At 69.3% G+C, this 24,380-nt stretch carries 15 protein-coding genes; all 15 read left to right on the forward strand.

The features are described from left to right. Window positions 1-163: 163 nt before the first annotated feature. The 15 genes from KIH73_RS06235 to KIH73_RS06305 all read left to right on the forward strand — a co-directional run bounded on the left by KIH73_RS06235 (window position 164) and on the right by KIH73_RS06305 (window position 24,378). Complete coding sequence (locus KIH73_RS06235; RefSeq protein ID WP_219081651.1) at window positions 164-856, forward strand: GNAT family N-acetyltransferase; 693 nt, start codon at window positions 164-166, stop codon at window positions 854-856. Between the two features lie 450 nt (window positions 857-1,306). Continuing rightward, the gene (dapB, locus tag KIH73_RS06240; protein ID WP_219081653.1) at window positions 1,307-2,059 is read left to right on the forward strand and encodes a 4-hydroxy-tetrahydrodipicolinate reductase; all 753 of its coding nucleotides are present in this window, start codon (window positions 1,307-1,309) and stop codon (window positions 2,057-2,059) included. Between the two features lie 84 nt (window positions 2,060-2,143). Continuing rightward, window positions 2,144-3,049 (forward strand): 4-hydroxy-tetrahydrodipicolinate synthase, encoded by a 906-nt coding sequence (dapA, locus tag KIH73_RS06245; RefSeq protein WP_219081655.1) that lies wholly within the window; start codon window positions 2,144-2,146, stop codon window positions 3,047-3,049. Between the two features lie 508 nt (window positions 3,050-3,557). Further along, window positions 3,558-5,600 (forward strand): ribonuclease J, encoded by a 2,043-nt coding sequence (locus KIH73_RS06250; RefSeq protein WP_236022624.1) that lies wholly within the window; start codon window positions 3,558-3,560, stop codon window positions 5,598-5,600. Between the two features lie 222 nt (window positions 5,601-5,822). Further along, window positions 5,823-8,426 carry an aminopeptidase N gene (pepN, locus tag KIH73_RS06255; RefSeq protein ID WP_219081657.1) on the forward strand — a complete coding sequence of 868 codons (2,604 nt, stop codon included), beginning with the start codon at window positions 5,823-5,825 and terminating at the stop codon, window positions 8,424-8,426. 220 nt (window positions 8,427-8,646) lie between these two features. Beyond that, entirely contained in the window at window positions 8,647-10,032 is a 1,386-nt protein-coding gene (glmM, locus tag KIH73_RS06260; RefSeq protein WP_219081659.1) for a phosphoglucosamine mutase, read from the forward strand. Between the two features lie 191 nt (window positions 10,033-10,223). Then, complete coding sequence (locus KIH73_RS06265) at window positions 10,224-10,880, forward strand: peptide deformylase (protein WP_219081661.1); 657 nt, start codon at window positions 10,224-10,226, stop codon at window positions 10,878-10,880. Window positions 10,881-10,930: 50 nt separating this feature from the next. Beyond that, on the forward strand, window positions 10,931-12,391 hold the full coding sequence (locus KIH73_RS06270; protein ID WP_236022625.1) for a PolC-type DNA polymerase III domain-containing protein: 1,461 nt from the start codon (window positions 10,931-10,933) through the stop codon (window positions 12,389-12,391). Between the two features lie 18 nt (window positions 12,392-12,409). Further along, window positions 12,410-13,195, forward strand: a complete 786-nt coding sequence (locus KIH73_RS06275) for a MazG nucleotide pyrophosphohydrolase domain-containing protein (RefSeq protein ID WP_219081663.1) — start codon at window positions 12,410-12,412, stop codon at window positions 13,193-13,195. 362 nt (window positions 13,196-13,557) lie between these two features. Continuing rightward, complete coding sequence (locus KIH73_RS06280) at window positions 13,558-17,592, forward strand: SNF2-related protein (RefSeq protein WP_219081665.1); 4,035 nt, start codon at window positions 13,558-13,560, stop codon at window positions 17,590-17,592. Between the two features lie 609 nt (window positions 17,593-18,201). Further along, complete coding sequence (locus KIH73_RS06285; protein ID WP_219081667.1) at window positions 18,202-19,818, forward strand: type 2 periplasmic-binding domain-containing protein; 1,617 nt, start codon at window positions 18,202-18,204, stop codon at window positions 19,816-19,818. 128 nt (window positions 19,819-19,946) lie between these two features. Next, window positions 19,947-20,897, forward strand: a complete 951-nt coding sequence (locus tag KIH73_RS06290; protein WP_219081669.1) for an ABC transporter permease — start codon at window positions 19,947-19,949, stop codon at window positions 20,895-20,897. 18 nt (window positions 20,898-20,915) lie between these two features. Further along, complete coding sequence (locus KIH73_RS06295) at window positions 20,916-21,860, forward strand: carbohydrate ABC transporter permease (protein WP_219081671.1); 945 nt, start codon at window positions 20,916-20,918, stop codon at window positions 21,858-21,860. A 185-nt stretch (window positions 21,861-22,045) separates the two neighbouring features. Beyond that, window positions 22,046-22,711 (forward strand): YesL family protein, encoded by a 666-nt coding sequence (locus tag KIH73_RS06300; protein WP_219081673.1) that lies wholly within the window; start codon window positions 22,046-22,048, stop codon window positions 22,709-22,711. A gap of 236 nt (window positions 22,712-22,947) precedes the next feature. Then, window positions 22,948-24,378, forward strand: coding sequence for a glycoside hydrolase family protein (locus tag KIH73_RS06305; protein WP_219081675.1), 1,431 nt, complete (start codon window positions 22,948-22,950; stop codon window positions 24,376-24,378). Window positions 24,379-24,380 lie beyond the last annotated feature (2 nt).

Here is a 24,380-nt window from a genome sequence, read left to right on the forward strand (position 1 = left end):
TCGACGACCGATGACGGTCGGTGGGCAGGTACGGCGGGTGGCCGCGACGGCGTGGCTGAAATGCGCCATGTCGGCCTGACGGGGATGCGCGGGTCTCGGACTGCACGTGTGGGCGGGCGCACGTGAACGGACATCGCACCTGCGAGGAAAGGAACCGGATACGATGACGACCACGACGATGACGACCGGAGCGGCGACACGCGGCGACGACCGCCACGGAGTCGTCTACCGACCGATGGCATGGGAGGACGTCGATGCGATCGTCGAGGAGTACGAGCGGACATGGGGTTTCGGCACGCCCGAGTCGGCGCTGTTGTCCCGACATTTCGTCATGCACTACCTGGCGCCGGCGTCGCGCGGCGACATCGCCGAACGCGACGGCCGGTTCATGGGCGTGACGCTGACACGCGTGGCCGGGCTGCCGGCGGCGTTCCCCGAAGCGCAGGCGGAACTGGGCCGGATCGACGACCGGATTCGCGCGAGCGTTCCCGACACCCGTCACCTGGATGGTGCGCTGCACTGGCACGCGGTCGAGGAGGAGATGGAACGCGACAGCGGCGTCGAGGCGACCGCGCAGGGCGAGATCGAGCTGTTCCTGGTGTCCGCGGACGCGCGCGGCCACGGCGTCGGCGGTACGCTGTGGCGCCGTGCGCTGGCGTACCTCGGCGCGTGCGGCGTCGAACGGTACTATCTGCACACCGATTCGTCGTGCGACGTGGGCTTCTACGACCATCAGGGATTGGAATGCGTCGCCGAGCGGTACGCCGCCGACCATCCCGAGGACCACGACATGATGGGCGACATCTTCATCTACGAGGGCGCCGTGCCGCGTCCGGCGCCGACCGGGGCGCGCTGAGCGAATAATGCGCCGCGTCGTCCGGCCATCCGTGATTGCGTCGCGGGTGGCCGGAATCCGTCCCGTCCGGCGGCCTGCTCCGACGCATCCTCCCGGTCGTGCGTTGACCGCGTCCGCCCGGTACCCGTGGCTGCGCCGTCTATCCATGATCACGTCGTCTATCCGTGACTTCGTCGTCCACCCGTTCGCGCCGGGCGACGCATGTATACCGACTACCGCGAGGACCGCTCCGAAGAGTCCACCCGTTCGCGCCGGGCGATGCATCCGCCGGGCTGTTCGCGCCGCGCGATAGTCTCGGAACCGGTAGCAGTGGACACGCCGCCTGGTACATATCTACCCGGTCGCGTGTCCCGCATCGATAATGGCATCGGAACACACACCGGTTCCGGTTCCGCGGATTCGCGGCGACGGCCGCGGCGCAGGACCGGGGCAATGGCAAGGAGGTATGGCATGATTCGGGTTTCAGTGGTCGGCGCGAAGGGGCGCATGGGGTCGCATGTGGTCGAGGCGGTGAACGGCGCCGAGGACATGCAGCTGGCGTTCGCCCTCGACGCGGGGGACGACCTGTCGGTCATCACCCCGGGGAACACCGACGTGGCCGTCGAGTTCACCGTGCCGTCCGCCACGCTGGACAACGTGCTGGCGCTGATCGCCCAGGGCGTCGACGTGGTCGTCGGCACGACGGGGTGGACCGACGAGCGCCTGGACCAGATCGGGGTGGCGCTGGCCGGCGCGCCGCGTGCGAACCAGGCGGTGTTCATCGCGCCGAACTTCGCGATCTCCGCCGTGCTCGCCGACCATTTCGCCAAGCTGGCGGCGCCGTACTTCGAATCCGCCGAGGTCGTCGAGCTGCACCACCCCAACAAGGTCGACGCCCCCTCCGGCACCGCCCTGCACACGGCGCAGGCCATCGCGCAGGCGCGTCGCGACGCCGGCCTGGCGCCGGTGCCGGACAACACCCAGACCGACGGCGGCTCGCGCGGCCAGGTCGTCGACGGCATCCACGTGCACGCCGTGCGTCTGCGCGGCCTGAACGCCCACGAGGAGGTGCTGATGGGCAACGCGGGCGAACAGCTGACGATCCGCGCCGACAGCTTCGACCGCATCTCCTTCATGCCTGGCGTGTTGCTGGCCGTGCGCAAGCTCGCCGAGGGCGGGCATGCCGGCCTCACCGTCGGACTGGACCGGTTCCTCGATCTGTGACCCGGCCGGCGGGGCGCATCCGGCGGCCCGGCCCCTTGTCGCGGGCCGGATTCCGCGTCCCGCCCGCGAAGTACCTTTGAGACTATGAGTGACGGTTCCATGCATCTCCTTGATCCGGCGCCGTTCGGGCGCATCATCCCGGCCATGATCACGCCGATGACATCCGATGGATCCATCGACTACGACACCGCGCAGCGCTTGGCGAAGCAGCTGGTTCTCGACGGCGCCGACGGCATTCTCGTGAACGGCACGACCGGCGAATCCCCGGTCACCCACATGGACGAGAAGGTCGACCTGGTCCGCGCCGTCAAGGAGGCCGTGGACGTGCCGGTCATCTCCGGCGCGGGCTCGAACGACACCGTGCATTCCGTGCGCATGGCCGAGCAGACGCAGGAGGCCGGCGCCGACGCGGTGCTCGTCGTCGCCCCGTACTACTCGCGCCCCTCGCAGGAGGGCATCTTCCGGCATTACCGCGCGGTGAACGCCTCCGCGGACAAGCCGATCATCGTCTACGACGTGCCCGGCCGCACCGGCGTGCGCATCCAGCTGGAGACCTACTGCCGCCTCGCCGAACTCGACCACGTCAGCGCCGTCAAGGACGCGACCGGCGACATCGCCGGCGCGGTGCGCAAGCGCATGGAGACCGGCCTGGACTGGTACTCCGGCGACGACGGCCTGTTCCTGCCGTTCCTGTCCGTGGGCGCGGTGGGCGTGATCTCGGTGATCGCCCATGCCGCCGCGGGCTCGATGCGCGACCTGGCCACGGCGTTCGACCGGGGCGACATCCACACGGCCCAGCGCATCGCCGTGAGCCTGGCACCGCTGGTGGAGGCGCTGAACGGCAACGGATTCCAGGCGGTCATGGCCAAGGCCTCGCTCAAGGTGCGCGGCCTGCTCGACGACACCTCGATGCGCCTGCCGAACGTCGGCCCCGGACCGGATGAGATCGCCCGGGCCGAACGCGGCATGCGCGAGGCCGGGCTGCTCTAGGCGCCCGGATATGGCCGACCCGGTCGGGGCCGAAGTCCGCGGCGACGCATGGAGGCCGCGACGGACCGACCGGCCCGACCGGACCGGACAAGACAAGACGATAACGAAAGAATGGATCTGCCGGCAACGACGGGACCGGGAGCACCGGTCCGACACACCGCTGGCGCGCACCGCATCGGCGCCGAGCCGATGCGACGGCCGACGACGAGCGGCGCGCACGCAGCCCGATGCGCATAGGCGTGTCCGGACGGGTGCGGAACCGGAGCGTCGTCCGAGGCAGGCGCCGAGCGCGGGGTGTCCCGTCATGGACCGTATGGAACGTCACCCGGGCACGCGCGGCGTCGCCCCGACATGGCCTGCCGGCCCGGGCGGGCGGCCGACCCGGACCCGTCCCATGACGGACCGCCGGCGGTCCGACCGCACCGCGCGCGCCGAAGAGCGCGCGCACCGAAGACCTCGCCCCCGCACAGGCGGAGGCACCGAACACAAATAGGACAACCAGAACAGTATGACCACTGAAGAACAGCACACCACGAAGCAATCACGCAAGCGCGGCGCGTCGGCGGTGACCGACCCCGCCATCGAAGCGGTGATGAACGAGATCATCGCCGAGGCGACGGGCCGCACCGTCGAGACGGCGGACCGCGGCGCCTCCCGGTCCGACGCCGAACCGGCCGGCGAGCGACCCGCCCGCGCCAAGTCCGCCAGGTCCGCCAAGTCGGCGAAGTCCGACGCGGCCGCGAAGTCCGGCAAGTCGGCCGCCAAGGCCGCCGGCGCCGGCAAGTCGGACGGCAAGGCCTCCCGCGCGGGCAAGCGCGGCGCCAGGTCCCGGCAGGACGCCGAACCGCAGAACCCCAACGGCCTGATCCCCCCGCCCAAGTACCGCAAGGGCTCGATGCGCATCGTGCCGCTCGGCGGCCTCGGCGAGATCGGCCGCAACATGAACGTGGTCGAATACAACGGCCACATCCTGCTCATCGACTGCGGCGTGCTCTTCCCCGAGGAGGAGCAGCCGGGCGTCGACCTGATCCTGCCCGACTTCCACTACATCAAGGACCGCCTCGACAAGGTCGAGGCGCTGGTGCTGACCCACGGCCACGAGGACCACATCGGCGGCGTGCCCTACCTGCTCAAGCTGCGCCCGGACATCCCGCTGATCGGCTCCAAGCTCACCCTGGCCTTCGTGGAGGCCAAGTGCAAGGAGCACCGCATCACCCCGACCATGACCGTGGTGCAGGGCCGCGACAAGCTCAAGGTCGGCCCGTTCAACCTCGAGTTCATCAACGTCACCCACTCGATCCCGGACGCGCTCGCCGTGTTCGTCAAGACCCCGGCCGGCAGCCTCATCGACACCGGCGACATCAAGCTCGACCAGCTGCCGCTGGACCACCGCATCACCGACCTGGTGGAGTTCGGCAAGCTCGGCGAGCAGGGCGTCGACCTGCTGATGGCCGACTCGACCAACGCCGAGGTCCCCGGCTTCGTCAAGCCCGAGACCTCGATCGGCCCGGCCCTCGACCGCGCGTTCGCCGAGGCGACGCGCAAGATCATCGTCGCCAGCTTCTCCAGCCACGTCCACCGTGTGCAGCAGGTCGTCGACGCCGCCCACAAGTACGGCCGCAAGGTCGTGTTCGTCGGCCGCTCGATGGTGCGCAACATGTCGATCGCCGCCGATCTGGGCTACCTGCACATCCCCGAGGGCACCGTCATCGACCTCAAGCAGGCCAACGACGTGCAGGACGACAAGCTCGTCTACATGTGCACCGGCTCCCAGGGCGAGCCGATGTCGGCCCTGGGCCGCATCGCCGACGGCAGCCACCGCGACATCACGATCAACGAGTTCGACACGGTGATCCTGGCGAGCTCGCTGATCCCCGGCAACGAGCACGAGGTGTACAAGGTCATCAACAAGCTCGTCCAGCTCGGCGCCCGCGTCATCAACAAGGAGAACGCGGCCGTGCACGTCTCCGGCCACTGCAACGAGGGCGAGCTGCTCTACCTGTACAACATCGTCAAGCCGAAGTGCGCGATGCCGATCCACGGCGAGAACCGCCACATCATCGCCAACGGCCTGATCGCCGTCAAGACCGGCGTCGACCCGGACAACGTCGTGCTCGCGCAGGACGGCGACGTCGTCGACCTGTACCACGGCAAGGCCGCCATCGTCGGCTCGGTGCCGTGCGGCTACGTCTACGTCGACGGCGACTCGGTCGGCGAGCTGACCGACGAGGAGCTCGAGAAGCGCCGCATCCTCGGCACCGAGGGCTTCGTGTCCAGCTTCGTCGTCGTGGACACCGAGCACGCCGAGGTCGTCACCGGCCCCAAGATCTTCCTCAACGCCGTGGCGGAGGACGAAAGCGAGTTCGACAAGGTGCGCCACCAGATCGTCGAGCAGCTCGAGGACGCGATGATGCAGGGCACGCGCGACACCTACAAGCTGCAGCAGATCATGCGCCGCACGCTCGGCGGCTGGATCGCCCGCCGCCTGCGCCGCAAGCCGATGATCGTGCCCGTGGTGGCCGACATCGCGCAGGCCGGGGAGCGCGAGTAGCCCCGGGACGCGAACGCCCGGCGGCGCCCAGCGGCGGCTGGCGGCGGCTGGCGGCGGCCGGAAGAGGCCGGCGTCGGAGCCAGCGGCGACAGCACACGGCACAGGCAACCGACAACCGAAAACCGACACCCATGCGCCGGACCGGTCCATGAGACCGGCCCGGCGATGTCATCGCCGCGTCCGCACCGGACGCGGGAAACCGCAACAGCAGAAAGGTACACAATGCCAGGAGCAAACCTGACCCGGGTCGAAGCCGGGGAGCGCAAGGCCGTAGTTTCGGCTCCCGTTCACTATTGGGTCTCGCTCGACGTCACGGTCGGCGCGCGGAACTTCGGTTCCGCGACCAGGGTCACCTTCGACGCCACGCCGGGCGCCACGACCTTCCTCGACCTGATCGCCGACGAGGTCAGCGAGATCGTCCTCAACGGCGAGCCGCTCGACCCGGCCGCCGCGTACGCGGACGACCGCATCGAGCTCACGGGCCTGCGCGAGCACAACGAGGTCGTCGTCAAGGCGCTGTGCCGCTACTCCAACACCGGCGAGGGCCTGCACCGCAGCGTCGACCCCTCCGACGGCAACGTGTACCTGTACTCCCAGTTCGAGGTGCCGGACGCCCGCCGAGTCTACGCCGTGTTCGACCAGCCCGACATCAAGGCCGTGTTCGACTTCTCGGTGCTGGCCGCGGAAAGCTGGACCGTGCTGTCGAACCAGCCGGTGCACGCCGTCTCGTCGGTCGACGGCATGACCGCCGAGGGCACGCTGGGCGACCACCCGGCCGAGCGCGTGCGGCTGTGGACGTTCGAGCCGACCGTGACGATGAGCTCGTACCTGACCGCGATCTGCGCCGGCCCGTACGCCGAGTGGCACACCGAGTACGCGAACGAGGACGGCCGCACCGTGCCGATGGGCATGTACTGCCGCCAGGCGCTCAAGGACGCGATGGCCAAGGACGTCGACTACCTGTTCGACGTCACCAAGGCCGGCTTCGCGTTCTACGCCAAGACCTGGGGCATCCCCTACCCGTACGCCAAGTACGACCAGATCTACGTGCCCGAGTACAACGCGGGCGCCATGGAGAACATCGGCCTGGTCACGATCCGCGACCAGTACGTCTTCGAGTCCAAGGTGACCGACGCGATGGCCGAGCGCCGCGTGGTGACCGTGCTGCACGAGCTCGCGCACATGTGGTTCGGCGACTACGTGACGATGAAGTGGTGGAACGACCTGTGGCTCAACGAGTCCTTCGCCGAGTTCACCTCCACGCTCGCCACCGCCGAGGCGACCGAGTGGCGCGACGCCTGGGCGACGTTCAACTCCGGCGAGAAGAGCTGGGGCCTGAACCAGGACCAGCTGCCGACCACGCACCCGATCGTCGCGCCGATCAACGACCTGAACGACACGTACGTGAACTTCGACGGCATCACCTACGCCAAGGGCGCCTCCGTGCTCAAGCAGCTGGTCGCCTACGTGGGCCGCGACCGCTTCTTCGAGGGCATCAACCACTACCTGAACAACCACGCGTACTCCAACGCGACGCTCGCCGACCTGCTCGCCGAGCTGGAGGAGACCTCCGGCCGCGACCTGAAGGCGTGGAGCGCCAAGTGGCTCGAGCAGGCCGGCGCCAACACGATCGCCGCCACGGTCGAGGAGGGCGCCGACGGCACCATCGCCTCGCTGACCCTGACCCAGACCGCGCCCGCCGAGCATCCGGTCCTGCGTCCGCACCGCCTGGCCATCGGCTTCTACGACGAGGACGGGCACGGCCGCATCGTGCGCACCGACCGCATCGAGCTGGACGTCGACGGCGAGACCACCGTGGTCGAGCAGGCCGCCGGCCGCCCGCGCCCGGCGTTCATCCTCGTGAACGACGACGACCTGACCTACGCCAAGCTGCGCTTCGACGACGCGTCGCTCGAGTTCGCGGCCGAGAACCTGTACCGCTTCGACGACGCGCTGGCCCGCTCCGTGGTCTGGCTGTCGCTGTGGGACATGACGCGCGACGCCGAGTTCCCGGCCGAGCGGTTCATCGACCTGAGCCTCAAGGCGCTCGCCACCGAGCACGAGTCGACGACGTTCCGCTACGCGCTCGGCCAGGTCTCCACGACGGCCCACCACTACGTGGCCCCCGCCCGCCGCGCCGACGTCGCCCGGCACGTCGCCGCCGAGCTGTGGAAGCTCGCGAACGCCGCCGAGGCCGGCTCCGACGAGCAGTTCCAGCTGGTCGGCGCCTACCTGACCTACGGCGAGGAGGGCGACGCCGAGTTCGCCGCCAACGTGCGCGGCCTGCTCGACGGCACCGTGAGCATGCCGGGCCTGCAGATCGACAACAACATGCGCTGGTCGCTGATCAAGGCCCTCGCCACGGTGAACCTCGTCGACGAGGCCGGCATCGACGAGGAGCTCGCCCGCCGCGACACCACCGAGAACCGCGAGTTCGCGCTCGGCGCCCGCGCCTCCCGCGCCACCGCCGAGGCCAAGGACTGGGCGTGGAACGAGGCGATCCGCAACGAGTCGCTGACCAACATGCAGCTCGAGGCCGTCGCCCGCGGCTGCACCGCCGCGAAGGCCGAGCTGGCCGAGCCGTACGCCGACCGCTACTTCGAGGAGATCGACTGGATCTGGACGAACCGCACGTTCCACATGGCCGAGGCGCTGCTCAACGGCCTGTACCCGGTGAACGCCGATCCGGCGCGTCTGGTCGAGCTCGGCGACGCCTGGCTGGCCGGCCACGAGGACGCGGACAACGCGCTGCGCCGCATCATCCTCGAGAACGTCGACGCCTCGCACCGCATGCTCAAGGTGCGCGACTACAACGCCGCCCTGTGACGGCGCCCGAGGGAGGGCAACCGTCGGGAACCGTGCGATCCGCGGACGCGGGACGCACGGTTCCCGCCATATTGGGCCTGCACATGCGGCCCATGCGGCAAATGCGTCGAAACGGGGCAGCATCGCGGCATCGGCGCGGCCGATCCGGCCCGGGGTGAGTACCATGGTGACGGTACATGGATAAGCGGCCCATGCCGCCTTGCGGAAGGAAGAAGTGACGATGCCCAGAATGTTCGGAACCGATGGCGTACGAGGACTTGCGAACCGCGACCTCACCGCGAGGCTGGCGCTCGATCTGGGCGACGCCGCGGTGCGCGTGCTGGGCGACCCCGCCAGCCAGGACGGCCGCCCCGAGGGCCGCCGCCGCGCGCTGATCGGCCGCGACACGCGCGTCTCCGGCGACTTCCTGGCCTCGGCGCTGTCCGCGGGCATGAGCGCCGGCGGCTTCGACGTCATCGACGCGGGCATCATCCCCACGCCGGGCGTCGCCTACCTGACCAGCGTGCTCAACGTCGAGATGGGCGCGGTGATCTCCGCCTCGCACAACCCGATGCCGGACAACGGCATCAAGTTCTTCGCGCGCGGCGGCTACAAGCTCGCCGACGCCAAGGAGGACGAGATCGAGGCCGTGCTCGGCCAGGACTGGGAGCGCCCGACCGGCGCCGGCGTCGGCCGCGTCAGCCACGACACGGTGACCGCCACCAACCTGTACATCGACCACCTGGTCTCCACGATCGCCCCGATCGGCCCGGACAAGGTGCAGCCCAAGCCGCTCGAGGGCCTGAAGATCGTCGCCGACTGCGCGAACGGCGCGACCTCGGTGGTCGCCCCGGAGGCGCTGCGCCGCGCCGGCGCCGAGGTCGTGGTCATCAACGCCTCGCCGGACGGTTACAACATCAACAAGAACGCCGGCTCCACGCACCCCGAGCAGCTGCAGGCGATGGTCCGCGCCTCGGACGCGGCGATGGGCGTGGCCTTCGACGGCGACGCCGACCGCTGCCTGGCGGTCGACGAGGACGGCACGATGGTCAACGGCGACCAGATCATGGGCATCCTCGCCCGCGCCAAGAAGGCCGAGGGCAAGCTCGCCCACGACACGCTGGTCGTCACCGTGATGAGCAACCTCGGCCTCAAGCTCGCCCTGAAGGACATGGGCATCGCCACGGTCCAGACCAACGTCGGCGACCGCTACGTGCTCGAGGAGATGCTGCGCGGCGGCTACACGCTGGGCGGCGAGCAGTCCGGCCACGTCATCAACCGCGAGTTCGCCACCACCGGCGACGGCACGCTCACCGCGCTGACGCTGTGCAACGAGGTCGTCCGCTCCGGCCGCAGCCTCAAGGAGCTGGCCGCCGACTTCCCGCAGCTGCCCCAGCAGCTGGTCAACGTGCCGAACGTCGACAAGATGGCCGCCTCCACGAACGCCAAGGTGCAGGCCGCCGTGGAACGCGAGGAGCGGCTGCTCGGCGACACCGGCCGCGTGCTGCTGCGCCCCTCCGGCACCGAGCCGCTGGTGCGCGTGATGGCCGAGGCCGCCACGCAGGAGCAGGCCGACGCGGTGTGCGGGCGCCTGGCCGCCGTCGTGGCCGAGGAGCTCGCGCTGTAGCCCTGCGGCAGCGGCGGGCCGGTGAACCGGCGCGATCGGGCGCGACCGGCGTCCCGGACCCATGCGGCCCGCCTGCGGCCATGCGGGCTGCGTCGGCCATATGGGCCATACGGGCCGGTGCGGCCCGCGGCCGCGAACCACACGAACCACACGAACCATGAGAACCATGCGAACCACGGAAAGGAACCGCGATGTTCGGGCAACACGCCAAAGTCGATACCGAGCTCAACCGTGAGGTCGAGCGCCTGATCAAGACCGGCGGCAAGGAGCGGATCCTGCCGATCGTGCAGATGGGCGAGCCGGTGCTGCGCCAGCGGACCGAGCCGTACGCCGGCCAGCTCTCCAAGCGCACGCTGGACAAGCTGATCGACGCGATGCGCGCCACGATGCTGGAGGCGCCGGGCGTCGGCCTGGCCGGCCCGCAGATCGGCCTGGGGCTGGCCATCGCGGTGCTGGAGGACCACGTGCGCGAGGGCGACGAGGACGACCCGCGCGAGATCAGCGAGCTGCCGTTCCACGTCATCATCAACCCCAGCTACGAGCCGGTCGGCGAGCGGACCGCCAGCTTCTACGAGGGCTGCCTGAGCTTCTCGGGCTACCAGGCGGTGCGCCGCCGCTGGCTCGACATCGTCGCCCGCTGGCAGGACGAGGACGGCAACCGCCACGAGGAGCGCCTGCACGGCTGGCCGGCGCGCATCTTCCAGCACGAGACCGACCACCTGTCCGGCGAGGTGTACATCGACCGGGCCGAGATCCGCTCGCTGTGCAGCGACGAGAACCTGTCCGACCTGTGGTGCGAGGACCCGGTGCCGACCGAGGCCGCGCAGGAGCTGGGCTTCGACCTGTGAGCGCCGGCCGGCGCGGCGCGCCGGTGCCGGAGAGGGACGAGGGGATGGCGATGACGATGGCTTCCGCCGGCGACGGCGCCGCCTGGCTGGCGCGCGCCCATGACGACGTCGACCAGTGGGCGGCGGTGATGGACGCCGACGCCGACGGGCGGCCGGTGGACTGGGCGTGGCTGCGCACGCTCGACTTCGCGCACGGCGTCGGCGCGGCCCGCGACGAGGACCTCGAACCCGGGGCGGGTTCGGATGTGCACGGGCTGCTCAAGCGCGACTACGCGGTGCGCGACCGGCTGGAGGCGGTGCTTGCGCAGTGCGGCACCGCGTTCATGCGGGACTTCGACCGTCTGATCGCCTCGTACCGCCTGCCGCGCGCGATCGCCTACGCGAACCGCCGGCTGTGCGACGAGATCGCGCTGCTGATGGACCGCGGCGTGGCCGAGGGGCTGTGGACGGTCGCGTACGAGCGGCGCGGCCGCGTCACCGTGCCGGTGCTCCATGCGGCTCAGGGCGCGCCGCCGGTCGACGACATCCAGGACGCCACCGCCGAGATCGCCGACGCCCGGGCGGTGCGCCGTCGGTCCCGCGGACGAGGCGGGGCGCCGCAGGCGAGGGCGGACGTCGCGCGCGCCGGCGCGGCATCGTCGGACGTGCCTGCGGACGGGACGTCGGGCGGCGCCGCGGGCGCGGGCGGAACGGACGGGTCGGCGCACGGCGCCCCGGCCGCGGACGGCGCATCCGCCGAAACCCGGGGCCGGGGCGGCTCTGACTGGCGCGACGCCTACCTGCCGGGCCGCGGCGTGGACGCCGTGATGGGCATCGACATCGAGACGACCGGCGTCGAGCCGACGCGCGACTACATCATCGACGTCGGCTTCGAATACATGAACATGGCCTCGCCCCGTCCGCCGGAGGCCGATGCGCAGGCGTCGGCGGCGTATGTGCGGGACGGCTACCGGGCCGGCGACGCGTACGGCCAGTCGCGGCTGCCGTTCGGCGTGCCGGCGGGGAACGCCCGCCACGGCAACCCGACGATCCTCGAACTGACCGGCATCGACGTGCGGGGGCGAGCCGGGGCGCCCTACCGGCTGTTCGACGAGTGGCCCGAGGCGCAGCGCGGGCTGCTGGTCCGTCTGGAGCGCCAGCCGTACGTGGCGCACAACGCGAACTTCGAGCACCGCTTCTTCATGCTCAATGTGGCCGGGTATGCGGAAAGCTACCGCGCCGGGCGCATCACGATCATCGACACGATGCCGATGAGCCGGCGCTGGGACCCGGGCTCGGCGCCCGGCCCGGAGCATCCTTACGGCGACAACTCGCTGCAGTCCTACGCCCGCCGTCAGGGCGCGCTGCCCGAGGACGAACGGGAGCGCCATCTGGGGCTGGAGGACGCGCACATCATGCTGCTGGCGATGAAGCGCCACCTCGCCGCGCTGCGCGAGGAGCGCCGCGGGCCGTGGGGGCCGGACGGGCGCTCCGGCGTCGGCGGCAAGCGCTGCGGCGGCCGCCGCCGGTAGGCGCGCTACAGTGGAGGCATGACACAGGCCGCACATGACGACTACCAGCTGCCCGAAGGATTCGAACGCTGCCCGAAGCTCAGGCCCGTCGCCGAGGCGACGAGCGCGCTCGAACGCGTGCGCGCGGTGGTGACGATCCTGGCGAACCCGGGCGGCTGCCCGTGGGACGGCAAGCAGACGAACCGCACCCTGCTCAGGAACCTGATCGAAGAGACCTACGAATACGTCGACACCGTCGAGGCCGGCGACCGCGAGGGCATGCGCGAGGAGCTCGGCGACCTGCTGCTGCAGTCGGTGTTCCAGGGCGTGGTGTGCGAGAAGGACGACGCCGATCCGTTCACGCTGGACGAGGTGTGCGACCGGCTCGTCGACAAGCTCGTCACCCGGCATCCGGCGGTGTTCGCGCCCGATGCCGGGGACGGCGCCGACGGTTCGGACGGCGCGGAGGGCGCCGGGGGATCCGGGCGGTCGCCGGAGGAGGTGCTGGCGCTGTGGAACGCGATGAAGCGCAAGGAGAAGCACCGCACGTCGGTGCTCGAGGGCATCTCGCATTCGCAGGGCGCGTTCCTGCGCGCGGCCAAGGTCGTGCACCGCATCGCGGGCTCGGAGCACGCCGACCGGCTGTTCCAGGCGTTCGACCACGCCATCCGCGACGACGCCGACGCCGAGGCCGGCGAACGGTACGCCGACGAGATCCTCGCCGTGATCCGGCGGGCGGACGCCGACGGCGTCGACGTCGAGACCGCGCTGCGCAACCGCCTGCGCGACGTCGAGGCCGCCGTCGCGCAGGCCGAACGCGGCTAGCGTTGTCGCCGTATTTCTGGATTATCTGTAGTGGATTTCGGGGTCTGCGGACATCTAACTCCACTATGTGAGGCACTCGGGACGCCATGCCTTAAGTATCGGGCGCGGAATACCGCCAACAATACCTCCGGTCTTCCGAGGAAGCTGCCTCACGTAGCGGATTCGGGTGTCTGCAAGGTCTCATATCGACTACAGATAAGGGTCATAAGGTCATAACGGGGTTCGAGATTCACGATGCCGGCGTACGGTCATGAACCTAAGTCCGCGCACCTCGCCGGTTCGGCCCGCCGGGGAATCGCGCGGCCGCGGCGGCGGCCGATGCGATAATGGGAGGTCGGGTTGCGCGCGGCGGAAGGGGCGACATGGACTGGCATGCGGAGGTGTACGGCTCCCGTGGCGGCTCGCCGCGTGGCCGGAGTGGCCTCGGCGGCGGATCGATGGCCTACGGCCGCGGCGACGGCCTGCGGGGCTTCGGCGACGAATACGGCGACCCCGGCGACGGCGTGACCTACGGCGCGCTCGCCGACGAGCTGGTGCCGGAGGACCGGCTGCGCCGGCTGGGCGGCAAGGCGTTCTACCGCGCGCACGAGGTGATCGACTCCGGCCGCATCGCCGACGCCGTGTACGTCTACACCGACGACGGCATCACGCTGGGCGCCTCCGTCGCCGCGGCCGACCGCTACGCCGACGACTACGAGGTGTCCGTCCACGTCGACGAGGACGCCGCAGACATCACCGCGTCGTCGTGCACCTGCCCGGCCTACGGGCGGTTCGGCGCCGTCTGCAAGCACGTGATCGCGCTGGTCATGTACTACGACGAGTCGCCGAACGACTTCTCTCCGTCCGCCGATATGGACGCGGACCCGGGCGCGCTCCGCGATCGCGCGTCGCGCGCGCGGCGCCGGCAGCGCACATCCCGCGCCCTCGAGTCGTTCATGCGCGCGCAGGACGACGCCCGCCGCGCCGAGACGCAGCGCCGCCAGCTGTCGCTGCTAAAGGAGATCGGCTCGGTGTCCGGCGCGGGCGGCGCCGCCGGAACCGAGCCGTCGGCCGCCGGCGGATCCCCGGCCGGCGCGGCCATGCGGCACATGCCGATCGGCGGCGTCGCCCTGCGCCCGGAGATCCGCGGCGGCGGCCGCTCGTGGGCGCTGCGGCTGCGCATCGGGGTGCCGGCCCGGAACATCTGGTATGTGGTCAAGGACGTCGGCGATCTGGTGGATGCGGTGCGGCGCCGCGAGTTCCGCTCCCACGGCAGGCGGCTTGCGTTCGTCCACACCCGCGACGCGCTGGACGAGCGCTCGCAGGCGGTGTTCGACCTGATCGAGCGCGCCCTGCGCATCCGCCGGTCGGTGCTGGACGGCATGCGCTACTACCAGCGCGGCTCGGACCCGGACGTCGTCACGCTCAGCGGCGACGAGGTCGCGGAGCTGCTGGCGCTGTACGCCGGCGGGGACGCCACCCTGGACTACGAGCGGCCGTACCGTCTGCAGGCCGAGCCGGTCCGCGTGCTGGACGGCGACCCCGACCTGGGGCTGGCCGTCGAACGGGACGGCGATGCCGGCTACGTGGTCCGGCATCGCCTGGACGTGCTCGACGTCGTGGAGGGCGGCGCCTTGATGTTCGTCGCGGTCGCGCCCACGGTGGCGGCCACGCTGTCCGGCGCCGCGCGCGGCGGCGTCGGCGGGGACGGGGCCGGGAGCGGCGATTGGTCGCCGGACGAGGTGCGGCTGTACCGCTGCTCGCCGCGGTTCCGCCGGGCGCGGGCGGCGATCGAGGCGCTGTGCGGGACCGAGGGCGGCGAGGACCGGTACCTGTCCGCGGCCGATGCGGAGGCGTTCATGCGGACGGTGGTCCCGCTGTTCCGCGCCGTCGGGTCCGACGATGCGTCCGCCGGCCGTGCGGCGTCGGGGGACGCGGCGTCGTGGGAGGCGGCGTCGGGGGAGACGGAGCCGGATCGCGGGGTGGCGGACGGCCCGGCCGGCGCATCGGCCGGCGGTACGCCGCGTGCGTCGGGCGTGGACGCGTCGGGCGTGGGCGCGGGCGCAGGCGCGCCGGGCGAGGGCGTCGTGATCCGGCTGCCCGCGGAGCTGCTGGCGCTGCGCCGCGAACCGTGCGCGATCGAGATCTTCCTGGATCGCGACCGCGACGGCGTGACCTGCGACGTGCAGGCCCGCTACGGTGACCGCCGCTACCACGTGTTCGCCGGCCCCGACGAGGACGCGGCGATGCGCGACCGCGACGCCGAACGGCTGGCCGCGGACGCGGCGCTGCACTACTTCCCGCGGCCGGACGGGGCGGTGGCATGCATTCCGGAGTCCGACGACGAGGCGACCTACCGGCTGCTGTCCGAGGGGCTGACCGTGCTGCGCGGCGTCGGCGAGGTGTTCTCCACGCCCGCGTTCGACGGGCTGACCGCGGCGCCGCGCCCGGTGATCCGCGTGGGGCTGTCGATGCGCTCCGGTCTGGTGGAGATATCCCCGATCGCCGACGAGATCGACATGGCGGACGTGCCGGGGCTGCTGGCCGGCTACCGCCGTCGCCGCCGGTTCCACCGCCTGCGCGGCGGCGCGTTCGTCGACATGGCGCAGGTGGACGTCTCGCAGGTGGACGATGTCGCGCGCGATCTGGGCATCGACATCGACCGGTTCGAGCTCGGCCCGGTCGACGTGCCGGCCTACAGCGCCTACTACCTCGACGGCCAGGCCGACGACGACGCCAAGGACGAGACGTTCCGTGCGTACCTCGACGACCTGCGCGTGCTCGATCCGCAGGCCTACCGGGTGCCGGAGCCTCTGGCGGGGGTGCTGCGCCCGTACCAGGCCGAGGGGTTCCGCTGGCTCAACGCGGTGTACGACAAGGGCTTCGGCGGCATCCTCGCCGACGAGATGGGCCTGGGCAAAACCGTGCAGATGATCGCGCTGCTGCTCGCCCGGCGCGACGAGGGACGGGCGGTGGGGCCGGACCTGATCGTCTGCCCCGCGTCGCTGGTGTACAACTGGCAGGCCGAGTTCCGACGGTTCGCCCCGGACCTGGACGTCGCCGTCGTGGCGGGCGCCAAGGCCGAGCGGCGGGCGATGCTGGAGTCCGTGCGCGCGGCGCAGGACCGTCCCGGCGGGCCGGACGGATCGGAGGCGTCGTCCGATGCGATGTCGCCCGCCGACCCGGCGTCGCCCGGCCCCGTGCGCGCGGCGTCCGTCGTCGCCGCCCGGGCCCCGGGCGCCGACGACGGCTGGCAGGGCGCGGACACCCCGCTGCCGGAGGACACGGCCGCGCCGGCCCGGCCGGACGTGCTCGTCACCTCCTACGACCTGCTGCGCCGCGACGTCGAGGAGTACCGAGGGCTGCGATGCCACTGCATGGTGCTGGACGAGGCGCAGTACGTCAAGAACCACGCGACCAAGTCCTCGAAGGCGGTGCGCTCGATCGACGCGCGCCACCGGTTCGCGCTGACCGGCACGCCGATCGAGAACCGTCTGGCCGAGCTGTGGAGCGTGTTCGACTTCCTGATGCCGGGCATGCTCGGCCCCTACCGGCGGTTCCGCGACCGCTTCGAACAGCCGATCCTCAGCGGCGACGAGCGCGCGCAGGCCCGGCTGCAGTCGTTCGTCGGCCCGTTCATCCTGCGCCGGCGTAAGGCCGACGTGCTCGACGACCTGCCCGACAAGATCGAGAACGTCATCAGCGTGCCGCTGGCCGGCGAGCAGCGCCGGCTGTACGCGGCGCTCGAGCAGCGGCTGCGCGCCTCAATCGTCCGGGAACGCGACGTCGACTTCGGCGGCGACCGCATCCGGGTGCTCGCCCAGCTGACGCGGCTGCGGCAGGTGTGCTGCGATCCGCGGCTGGCGTACGAGGACGTGGGGGAGCGGGCCGGCTCCGCCAAGCTCGACGCGATCGAGGAGCTGATCGACGGCTGCCGGGACGCCGGCCGCAAGGTGCTGGTGTTCTCGCAGTTCACCTCGTTCCTCGACCTGATCGCCGAACGTCTGCGCGCACGGGGCGTCGGCTACGACACGATCACCGGGGCGACCCCGAAGCGCCGCCGCGTGGAGCTGGTCGACGCGTTCAACCACGACGACACCCCGGTGTTCCTCATCTCGCTGAAGGCCGGCAACACGGGGCTGAACCTGACCGGCGCCTGCGTGGTCATCCACGCCGACCCGTGGTGGAACGCGGCCGCCCAGGAGCAGGCCACCGACCGCGCCCACCGCATCGGGCAGACCCAGGACGTCAACGTGTACCAGATCGTCGCCAAGGACACGATCGAGGAGCGCATCCTGGAGCTGCAGCGCTCCAAGACCGACCTGGCGGCGCGCTTCGTGGACGAGGCCTCGTCGGCCACCGGCTCGGCGGTCGCCGCGCTGACCCGGGACGACCTGCTCGCCCTGCTCGGCGGCTGATCGTCCGGCGGCCCCGCGTGGGCGGCGCGTCGCCGCCGGCGGTCGTGCGGTCGTGAGGCTGCGCGGCCGCACTCCGTCCGGCGCACCGTCGCCGCATGCCGTGGGTCGCATGCCCCACGCGCGCCACGCTTCGCGGCAATCGCCGGTGCTTCGCCGCTCCGCGCCCGCATGCCTCCCGTGCGCGTCGCGTGCGCCGCATGCCCGGCGCCGTGCGTTGCCCGCCGTATGTCTCGCCGTGCGTTGCCCGTCGTGTGTCCGCGCGGTGGCATGCCTACGCCGTGCGTGGCCGGTCGCGTGCGCGTGGTCGCGGCCACGCCTCGCCCGCGCCCGCGCGTCGTCCGCATCGTGGACGACGCGGAAAAACCGCACATCCGTGCTGTGATGGTTCTACATCGAAATAAACGTTGATATATCAAGCCTCTCGCTGCGACACTCCGAAAGGCAATCGTTTGCCGGAAATCGATTGCCGTATTACACTCGCAACTACCCGGTCGGCGACGAAGCCATATAGCACATCCCCCACGGCACGACGCGCAGCCGTCGCTGCATGCCGCGGGGGGGGGGGCTTCCGTGCCGGGTCCGTACACACCACGTGTCGAAGGAGAGAACATGGGACGCAGAAGTCTCCACACCGCAAAACTTGCCGTGGCGGCGTTCGCCGCGGCCGCGATGATGGTCCCGCTCGCCGCGTGCGGCGGCGACGACCACCCCGAAACCGCCGACGACGGCAAGCCGATCGTCTACATCACCGTCCGCCGCAACGTGACGGACGTGCATGTCAAGGACATGCCCTTCACCCAGGAGCTTGAGGCGGCCTGCGACTGCCACATCGAATGGGAGGAGATCACCGACAACGCCTGGGGCCAGCAGAAGTCCGCGAAGATGGTCGCCGGCGACTTCCCGGACGTCGGCCTGTCGCTGTTCGACCTGAACGACGTCTCCCAGTATCCGGACAGCTTCCTCGACTTCTCCGAGTACATGGACCAGCTGCCGAACGTCAAGAAGTTCTTCGACGAGCGTCCGACCGCCGAGAAGATGGTCAACGACGACGGCCACTACTACATGCTGCCGTCCGACCGAGGCAAGGGCTACCGCGTCTCGGCGACCCACATGTTCATCAACAAGACCTGGCTGGACAACCTCGGCCTGCAGATGCCGACGACCTGGGACGAGCTCGAGCAGGTGCTGATCGCCTTCCGCGACCAGGACCCGAACGGCAACGGCCAGGCCGACGAGATCCCGATGAACATCCGCGACCTGAGCTTCGGCCTGTGGAGCCCGCTGGTGCTGCTGAACTCCACCGGCATCACCACCAACTTCATGGGCAACTCCGCCTCCACGCAGGGCTACTACGTGCAGGACGGCCAGGTCAAGAGCTACTACGCGGCCGACGAGATGAAGGACGTCGTCACCTACCTCAACAAGCTGATGAGCGAGGGCCTGATCCCGAAGGACACCTTCACCCGCGACGACTCGCAGTACGCCTCGCAGACCCAGAACGACGGCAAGACCGCGCTGACCGGCGTCTCGATCGGCTGGTCCTCCGCCGGCGAGTACGGCAACCTCGTGGACCAGTACGTCACGCTGCCGCCGCTCAAGGAGACCGCCGACATGCCCGACGAGGACGTCAAGTGGGACTACTCGATGGACGGCACCGAGTTCGCCTACGTGCTCAGCGTCAACCCCGACGCGGTGAACATGGACGCGGTGATGAAGGTCATCAACGCGATGTACGGCGAGAAGCTTTCGGTCGAGGGCTACTTCGGCTCCATCCCGGACTACGTCTCCGACGACGGCAACGGCCAGTACACCATCGACATCGACAAGGCGTACGTCAACGGCCGCAAGGACACCGCCGTCATCGCCCTGCAGGACCGCTTCGCCGGCTACATCCCCGACAACGTGACGATGATCAACGACACCAACGCCGATGAGGTCACCGCCAGCGACGAGGCCTGCCGCGAGGCCCTGAGCCACGTCGATCCGGACACCGAGGTCATCCCGATCTGGATCCATCCGAGCAAGGAGGACAACGAGACGCTGGCCAACAACAAGACCGCGATCGACAACTTCGCGATGAACCAGCTGGCGACCTTCGTCCAGGACGGTGGCGTCGAGGAAGGCTGGGACAGCTACATCCAGCAGCTGACCGCCGAGTCGCTGGGTCTGCAGCAGAACATCGACATCTGGCAGAAGTACTACGACGAGGCCATGGCCCAGCAGTGACCATCGCATGATGACCGTCCGTCGCCTCGGCGATCCGCCGCGACGACGGACGGTCCCACCGCGGGCGGCATCCAATGCCGGATTCCGCCCGCGGTTCCCTAATCGCATAACGAGCAAGGGTTCATTTTATGGTTAAGAAATCTCAAGCAGCCGCGGTATCGGTGCCTGCAGGTCCGAAGAGGAGTTTGTTGTCGCGGTTGGCGTATCATTTTGAGCGGTATTGGCAGTTGTGGATTCTGGTGGCGCCTGGTTTGGTGTTCATGTTCCTGTTCGCGTATGTGCCGATGTGGGGTATCCAGTTGGCGTTTCGCGAGTTCGAGCCGAGCAAGGGGTTGACCGGTGGTGATTGGGTGGGGTTCAGGTACTTCGTCCAGTTCTTCCAGTCGCCGGTGTTCGGTGAGATCATGTGGAACACGGTGCGGATCAGCTTGTGGACGTTGGTGATGGGGTTCATCTTCCCGATCATCCTGGCCCTGCTGATCAACCAGATCGGTTCGAAGAAGGTCAAGGGGTTCGTGCAGACGGTCACGTACATGCCGCATTTCATTTCGGTGGTGGTGATCGTGTCGATGCTGAACATCTTCCTGTCGCCGGGTTCGGGGATCATCGGCCGGTTCTTCGGTGACACGAGCCTGATGGGCGATCCGAACGCGATCACGGCGGTGTATTGGATCAGCGAGGTGTGGCAGCATTGCGGGTGGAACTGCATCATCTACCTGGCGGCCCTGTCGGGCGTGGACACGAGCCTGTATGAGGCGGCGAAGATGGACGGCGCGTCGCGTCTGCAGCTGATCCGGTACGTGGATCTGCCGGCGATCATGCCGACGTGCACGATCCTGCTGATCATGCAGATGGGTTCGGTGCTGAACGTGGGGTTCGACAAGATCTACCTGATGCAGAACACGCTGAACCAGACCGCGACGGAGGTGATCTCGACGTACACGTACAAGATCGGCATCCTGGGCAGCCAGTTCGAGTATTCGACGGCGATCGGTCTGTTCAACACGGTGATCAACTTCCTCTTCCTGATGCTGGCGAACGGCATCTCGAAGAAGGTCAACGACGCGAGCATCTTCTAAGGCAGGGAGGCAAGGATTATGAGTACGGCAAGCGTTGCGCCCGCCGCGAAGGCGTCGGGCGCGGACATCCCGTTCAACCCGAAGGTGCATTACAGGAAAAAGGCCAGCGACTGGGTGATCGACATCGTGATCTGGGTGCTGCTGGCCCTGGTCGTGGTCGCGGTTCTGTACCCGTTGTGGTTCGTGGTGATCAGCTCGGTGTCGAGCCCGAACGCGGTCGCCTCGGGCCAGGTCACGTTCCTGCCGAAGGACATCACGATGGCGGGCTACCAGGCGGTGTTCGAGAACGACCAGATCTGGAACGGCTATCTGAACACGATCGTGTACACCGTGCTGGGCACTATCGTGAACCTGGTGGTCACGATCCCGTGCGCGTTCGCCCTGTCGCGCGCGGAGTTCAGGGCCCGCAGGGTGATCATGTTCCTGTTCACGGTGACGATGTTCTTCTCGGGCGGCCTGATCCCGACGTACCTGCTGTACCAGCAGCTGGGCATGCTGAACTCGGCCCTGGTGTTCATCCTGCCGGGCGCGATCAGCGCGTACAACGTGATCGTGGCGCGCACGTTCTTCGAGACGTCGATCCCGGAGGAGCTGCACGACGCGGCGCAGATCGACGGGATGAGCTATTTCGGGTACTTCTTCCGGATCGTGATCCCCCTGTCGAGCGCGATCATCGCGGTGATCGGCTTGTACTGCTTCGTGGCGCATTGGAACGACTACATGACGGGTCTTATCTATGTGACGGACACGGACAAGTGGCCGTTGCAGAACGTGCTGCAGCAGATCCTGCTGGTCAACGCGAGCAGCAGCCAGTCCGCCGCGGCCGCGTCGGATCTGCAGCAGATCGCGGACCAGATGAAGTTCGCGATCATCATCATCTCGACCCTGCCCCTGCTGGTGCTCTACCCGTTCCTGCAGAAGTACTTCAACAAGGGCGTCATGCTCGGCGCAGTCAAAGGCTAAACCGTTCCCTTTCCTCCATCCTCCGGGGCCCGCGCCCGCCGGTCCGGCCATGGTCGGCCGGGCCGGGCCCCGGTCCTTCATCCAAGCTGTTACGGCCCGCAGCGTAGACTGCGGGACAGGCCGGTCGCCGTCGACCGTGCCGAGGACGGCGCCATGGGCGGCGTCGCCAACGAAAGGTGGTCACGATGGCTCGTTTCGCAGTCGGCTATGAGCTGGTCTGCCGTGTGATTCTGACGGCGTTCGTCATCAACGTCGCCTTCATCGTGCACACGGTGATGGGCCTCGTCGTCGCCGGCCTCTTCCCCTCGATCGCCGCCGCGTACAGCACGTGGCGCACCTGGATCAACTCCGCGGACCACTGGTGGACCTGCAAGGAGACCTGGACCGTGTTCCACCGCGCGTGGAAGTCCGAGCTCAAGCAGGCCAACCTGGCCGGCTGGCCGATGCTGCTGCTGTGGCTGCTGGTCATCTACGACTACTCGGTCGTCAACTTCCACGACGCCGGCCCGCTCGGCTACCTCAGCGCGGGCGTGCTGCTGCTCGTCATCGTCGTCTACGGCGCCTTCTCGATGGAATTCTGGGTGGTGCACGCCAACTTCGACGAGAACATCCGCTGGTGCGTGAAGATGACGCTGCAGATGCTGCTGTGCCGTCCGCTGTGCACGCTGCTCATGCTGGTCTGCTTCGTCTTCACCGTCCTCATCTGGCTCACCTGGCCCGGCGTGCTGATGGCCTTCGGCCTGTCGCTGCCGGTGTTCTTCGCGGCCGGATGCGTCTACTACTTCGGCAGGATTCCCGGGCTGAACGTGCGTGACACGGAGGCCTGGAAGGCCCGCCATCCCGCGGCCTGAGGCCGCATGGGCGCCGCGTCCCCGCCGTGGAAGGGGCGCGTCCCGCGGGGCCGCCGCGACGCCGGACACGGCGCGGCCCATGAGTCATCCGGCCTTCACACACCGGTCCGGTGGGTCCTATCCCTCCCGCCGGGCCGGTTCTTCCATACCCGAAACCACAGGTCATCCGTATCGGATACCGACCTCATATACGATATACGTATACCCGATCCCCACCCACGCAACGGAGCGCCATCATGAGCCTGTTCTACACCCCCGACCATGCGAAGGTCGGCGACGTCATCCCCTTCTTCGACCGCCGCACCGGCAGGTTCCGCAACTTCTACCTGAAGAACTGGAACCCCGACGCGCCCCGCGACCAGGTGCGGTACGGCTGGCACCTGATGTCCGACATCCATGCCGACGCCATTGAGGACACCCCCGTCGGCATCTACGGCGGCACCGGATCGGTCATCGACGTCGACGGCACCTACCATCTCTTCTACTGCGTGTTCGACGACAAGCTGCACCGCCAATGGATACGGCACGCCGTCGGCGACGACCTGGTTCACTGGAAGGATGTCGGCGAACCCTTTGCCCCGGACGAATCGATGTATGAGCCGACCGACTGGCGCGATCCCTTCGTGTTCCTCAACGAGGACGAGGGATGCTGGTGGATGCTCGTCGCCGCGCGCCGCGCCGGCGGCGGCGACCGCAACGGATGCGTGGGGCTGTGCGTCTCCGACGACCTGACGCACTGGCGCTGCGAGGCGCCGCTGTACGCGCCCGACCTGCACCAGTCCGCTTACGAATGCCCGGACATGTTCCGCATCGGCGACTGGTGGTACCTCGTGTTCTCCAACTACACCGACGGCTTCGCCACCTACTACCGGATGGCCCGGTCGCCGCGCGGCCCGTGGCTGCGCCCGCCCCTCGACACCTTCGACTCCCGCGCGTTCTACGCGGCGAAGACGGGCTCCGACGGCACGGACCGCTATATCTTCGGCTGGAACCCGACCCGCGGCGAGAACTCGTGGGACTTCGACCCGGCGCCGGAATACTGCGCCGACTACCGGACTTGGAACTGGGGCGGGTCGATGGTGGTCCATAGACTGGTCCAGCACGCGGACGGCACCCTGGGCGTCGCCCCCGCGGGAGACCTGCCGGGCGTGCTCGGACGGGCGGACGGGGCGACGGCCGTCGAGCCCGTGCCCGTGCAGGGCGATTGGCGCCATGACGGCGACGAATGGACCGGCTCCGGCGACGGCTTCGCCGCGGCGCTCGGATGTGCGATGCCGGCCACCGGATATCTCGCCGCCACGCTGGAGTACGAAGGCGAACCCGCGCGGTTCGGCCTGATGCTGCATGCCGACGAACGGCTGTCGGACGGCTACTATCTGTCGTTCGACCCCTGGCACCGCCGCATCGAATGGCGGTCCGGGCTGCGGATGCACGAACGCGGCGGCCAGCTGTTCCCCTATGCGGTGGAGATGGAGCGGCCGTTCGCGATGGAGGCGGGACGACGCTACCGCGTGGAGCTGTTCGTCGACGGATCGGCCGCCGTGATGTACGTGGACCGCGACCTGGCTTTCGGCATGCGTCTGTACGACAGGCGTCCCGGCAGGATCGGCTGGTTCGTCGAGCACGGCACGGTGCGGGTGTCCGACGTCTCGGTCCTGGGACTGTAGAC

The organism is Bifidobacterium phasiani (assembly GCF_019331775.1).
Taxonomy (GTDB): domain Bacteria; phylum Actinomycetota; class Actinomycetes; order Actinomycetales; family Bifidobacteriaceae; genus Bifidobacterium; species Bifidobacterium phasiani.

Coding starts and splice junctions, on each gene's coding strand:
- KIH73_RS06235 (WP_219081651.1), top strand. CDS start 164: ATGACGACCACGACGATGACGACCGGAGCGGCGACACGCGGCGACGAC.
- dapB (WP_219081653.1), top strand. CDS start 1,307: ATGATTCGGGTTTCAGTGGTCGGCGCGAAGGGGCGCATGGGGTCGCAT.
- dapA (WP_219081655.1), top strand. CDS start 2,144: ATGAGTGACGGTTCCATGCATCTCCTTGATCCGGCGCCGTTCGGGCGC.
- KIH73_RS06250 (WP_236022624.1), top strand. CDS start 3,558: ATGACCACTGAAGAACAGCACACCACGAAGCAATCACGCAAGCGCGGC.
- pepN (WP_219081657.1), top strand. CDS start 5,823: ATGCCAGGAGCAAACCTGACCCGGGTCGAAGCCGGGGAGCGCAAGGCC.
- glmM (WP_219081659.1), top strand. CDS start 8,647: ATGCCCAGAATGTTCGGAACCGATGGCGTACGAGGACTTGCGAACCGC.
- KIH73_RS06265 (WP_219081661.1), top strand. CDS start 10,224: ATGTTCGGGCAACACGCCAAAGTCGATACCGAGCTCAACCGTGAGGTC.
- KIH73_RS06270 (WP_236022625.1), top strand. CDS start 10,931: ATGACGATGGCTTCCGCCGGCGACGGCGCCGCCTGGCTGGCGCGCGCC.
- KIH73_RS06275 (WP_219081663.1), top strand. CDS start 12,410: ATGACACAGGCCGCACATGACGACTACCAGCTGCCCGAAGGATTCGAA.
- KIH73_RS06280 (WP_219081665.1), top strand. CDS start 13,558: ATGGACTGGCATGCGGAGGTGTACGGCTCCCGTGGCGGCTCGCCGCGT.
- KIH73_RS06285 (WP_219081667.1), top strand. CDS start 18,202: ATGGGACGCAGAAGTCTCCACACCGCAAAACTTGCCGTGGCGGCGTTC.
- KIH73_RS06290 (WP_219081669.1), top strand. CDS start 19,947: ATGGTTAAGAAATCTCAAGCAGCCGCGGTATCGGTGCCTGCAGGTCCG.
- KIH73_RS06295 (WP_219081671.1), top strand. CDS start 20,916: ATGAGTACGGCAAGCGTTGCGCCCGCCGCGAAGGCGTCGGGCGCGGAC.
- KIH73_RS06300 (WP_219081673.1), top strand. CDS start 22,046: ATGGCTCGTTTCGCAGTCGGCTATGAGCTGGTCTGCCGTGTGATTCTG.
- KIH73_RS06305 (WP_219081675.1), top strand. CDS start 22,948: ATGAGCCTGTTCTACACCCCCGACCATGCGAAGGTCGGCGACGTCATC.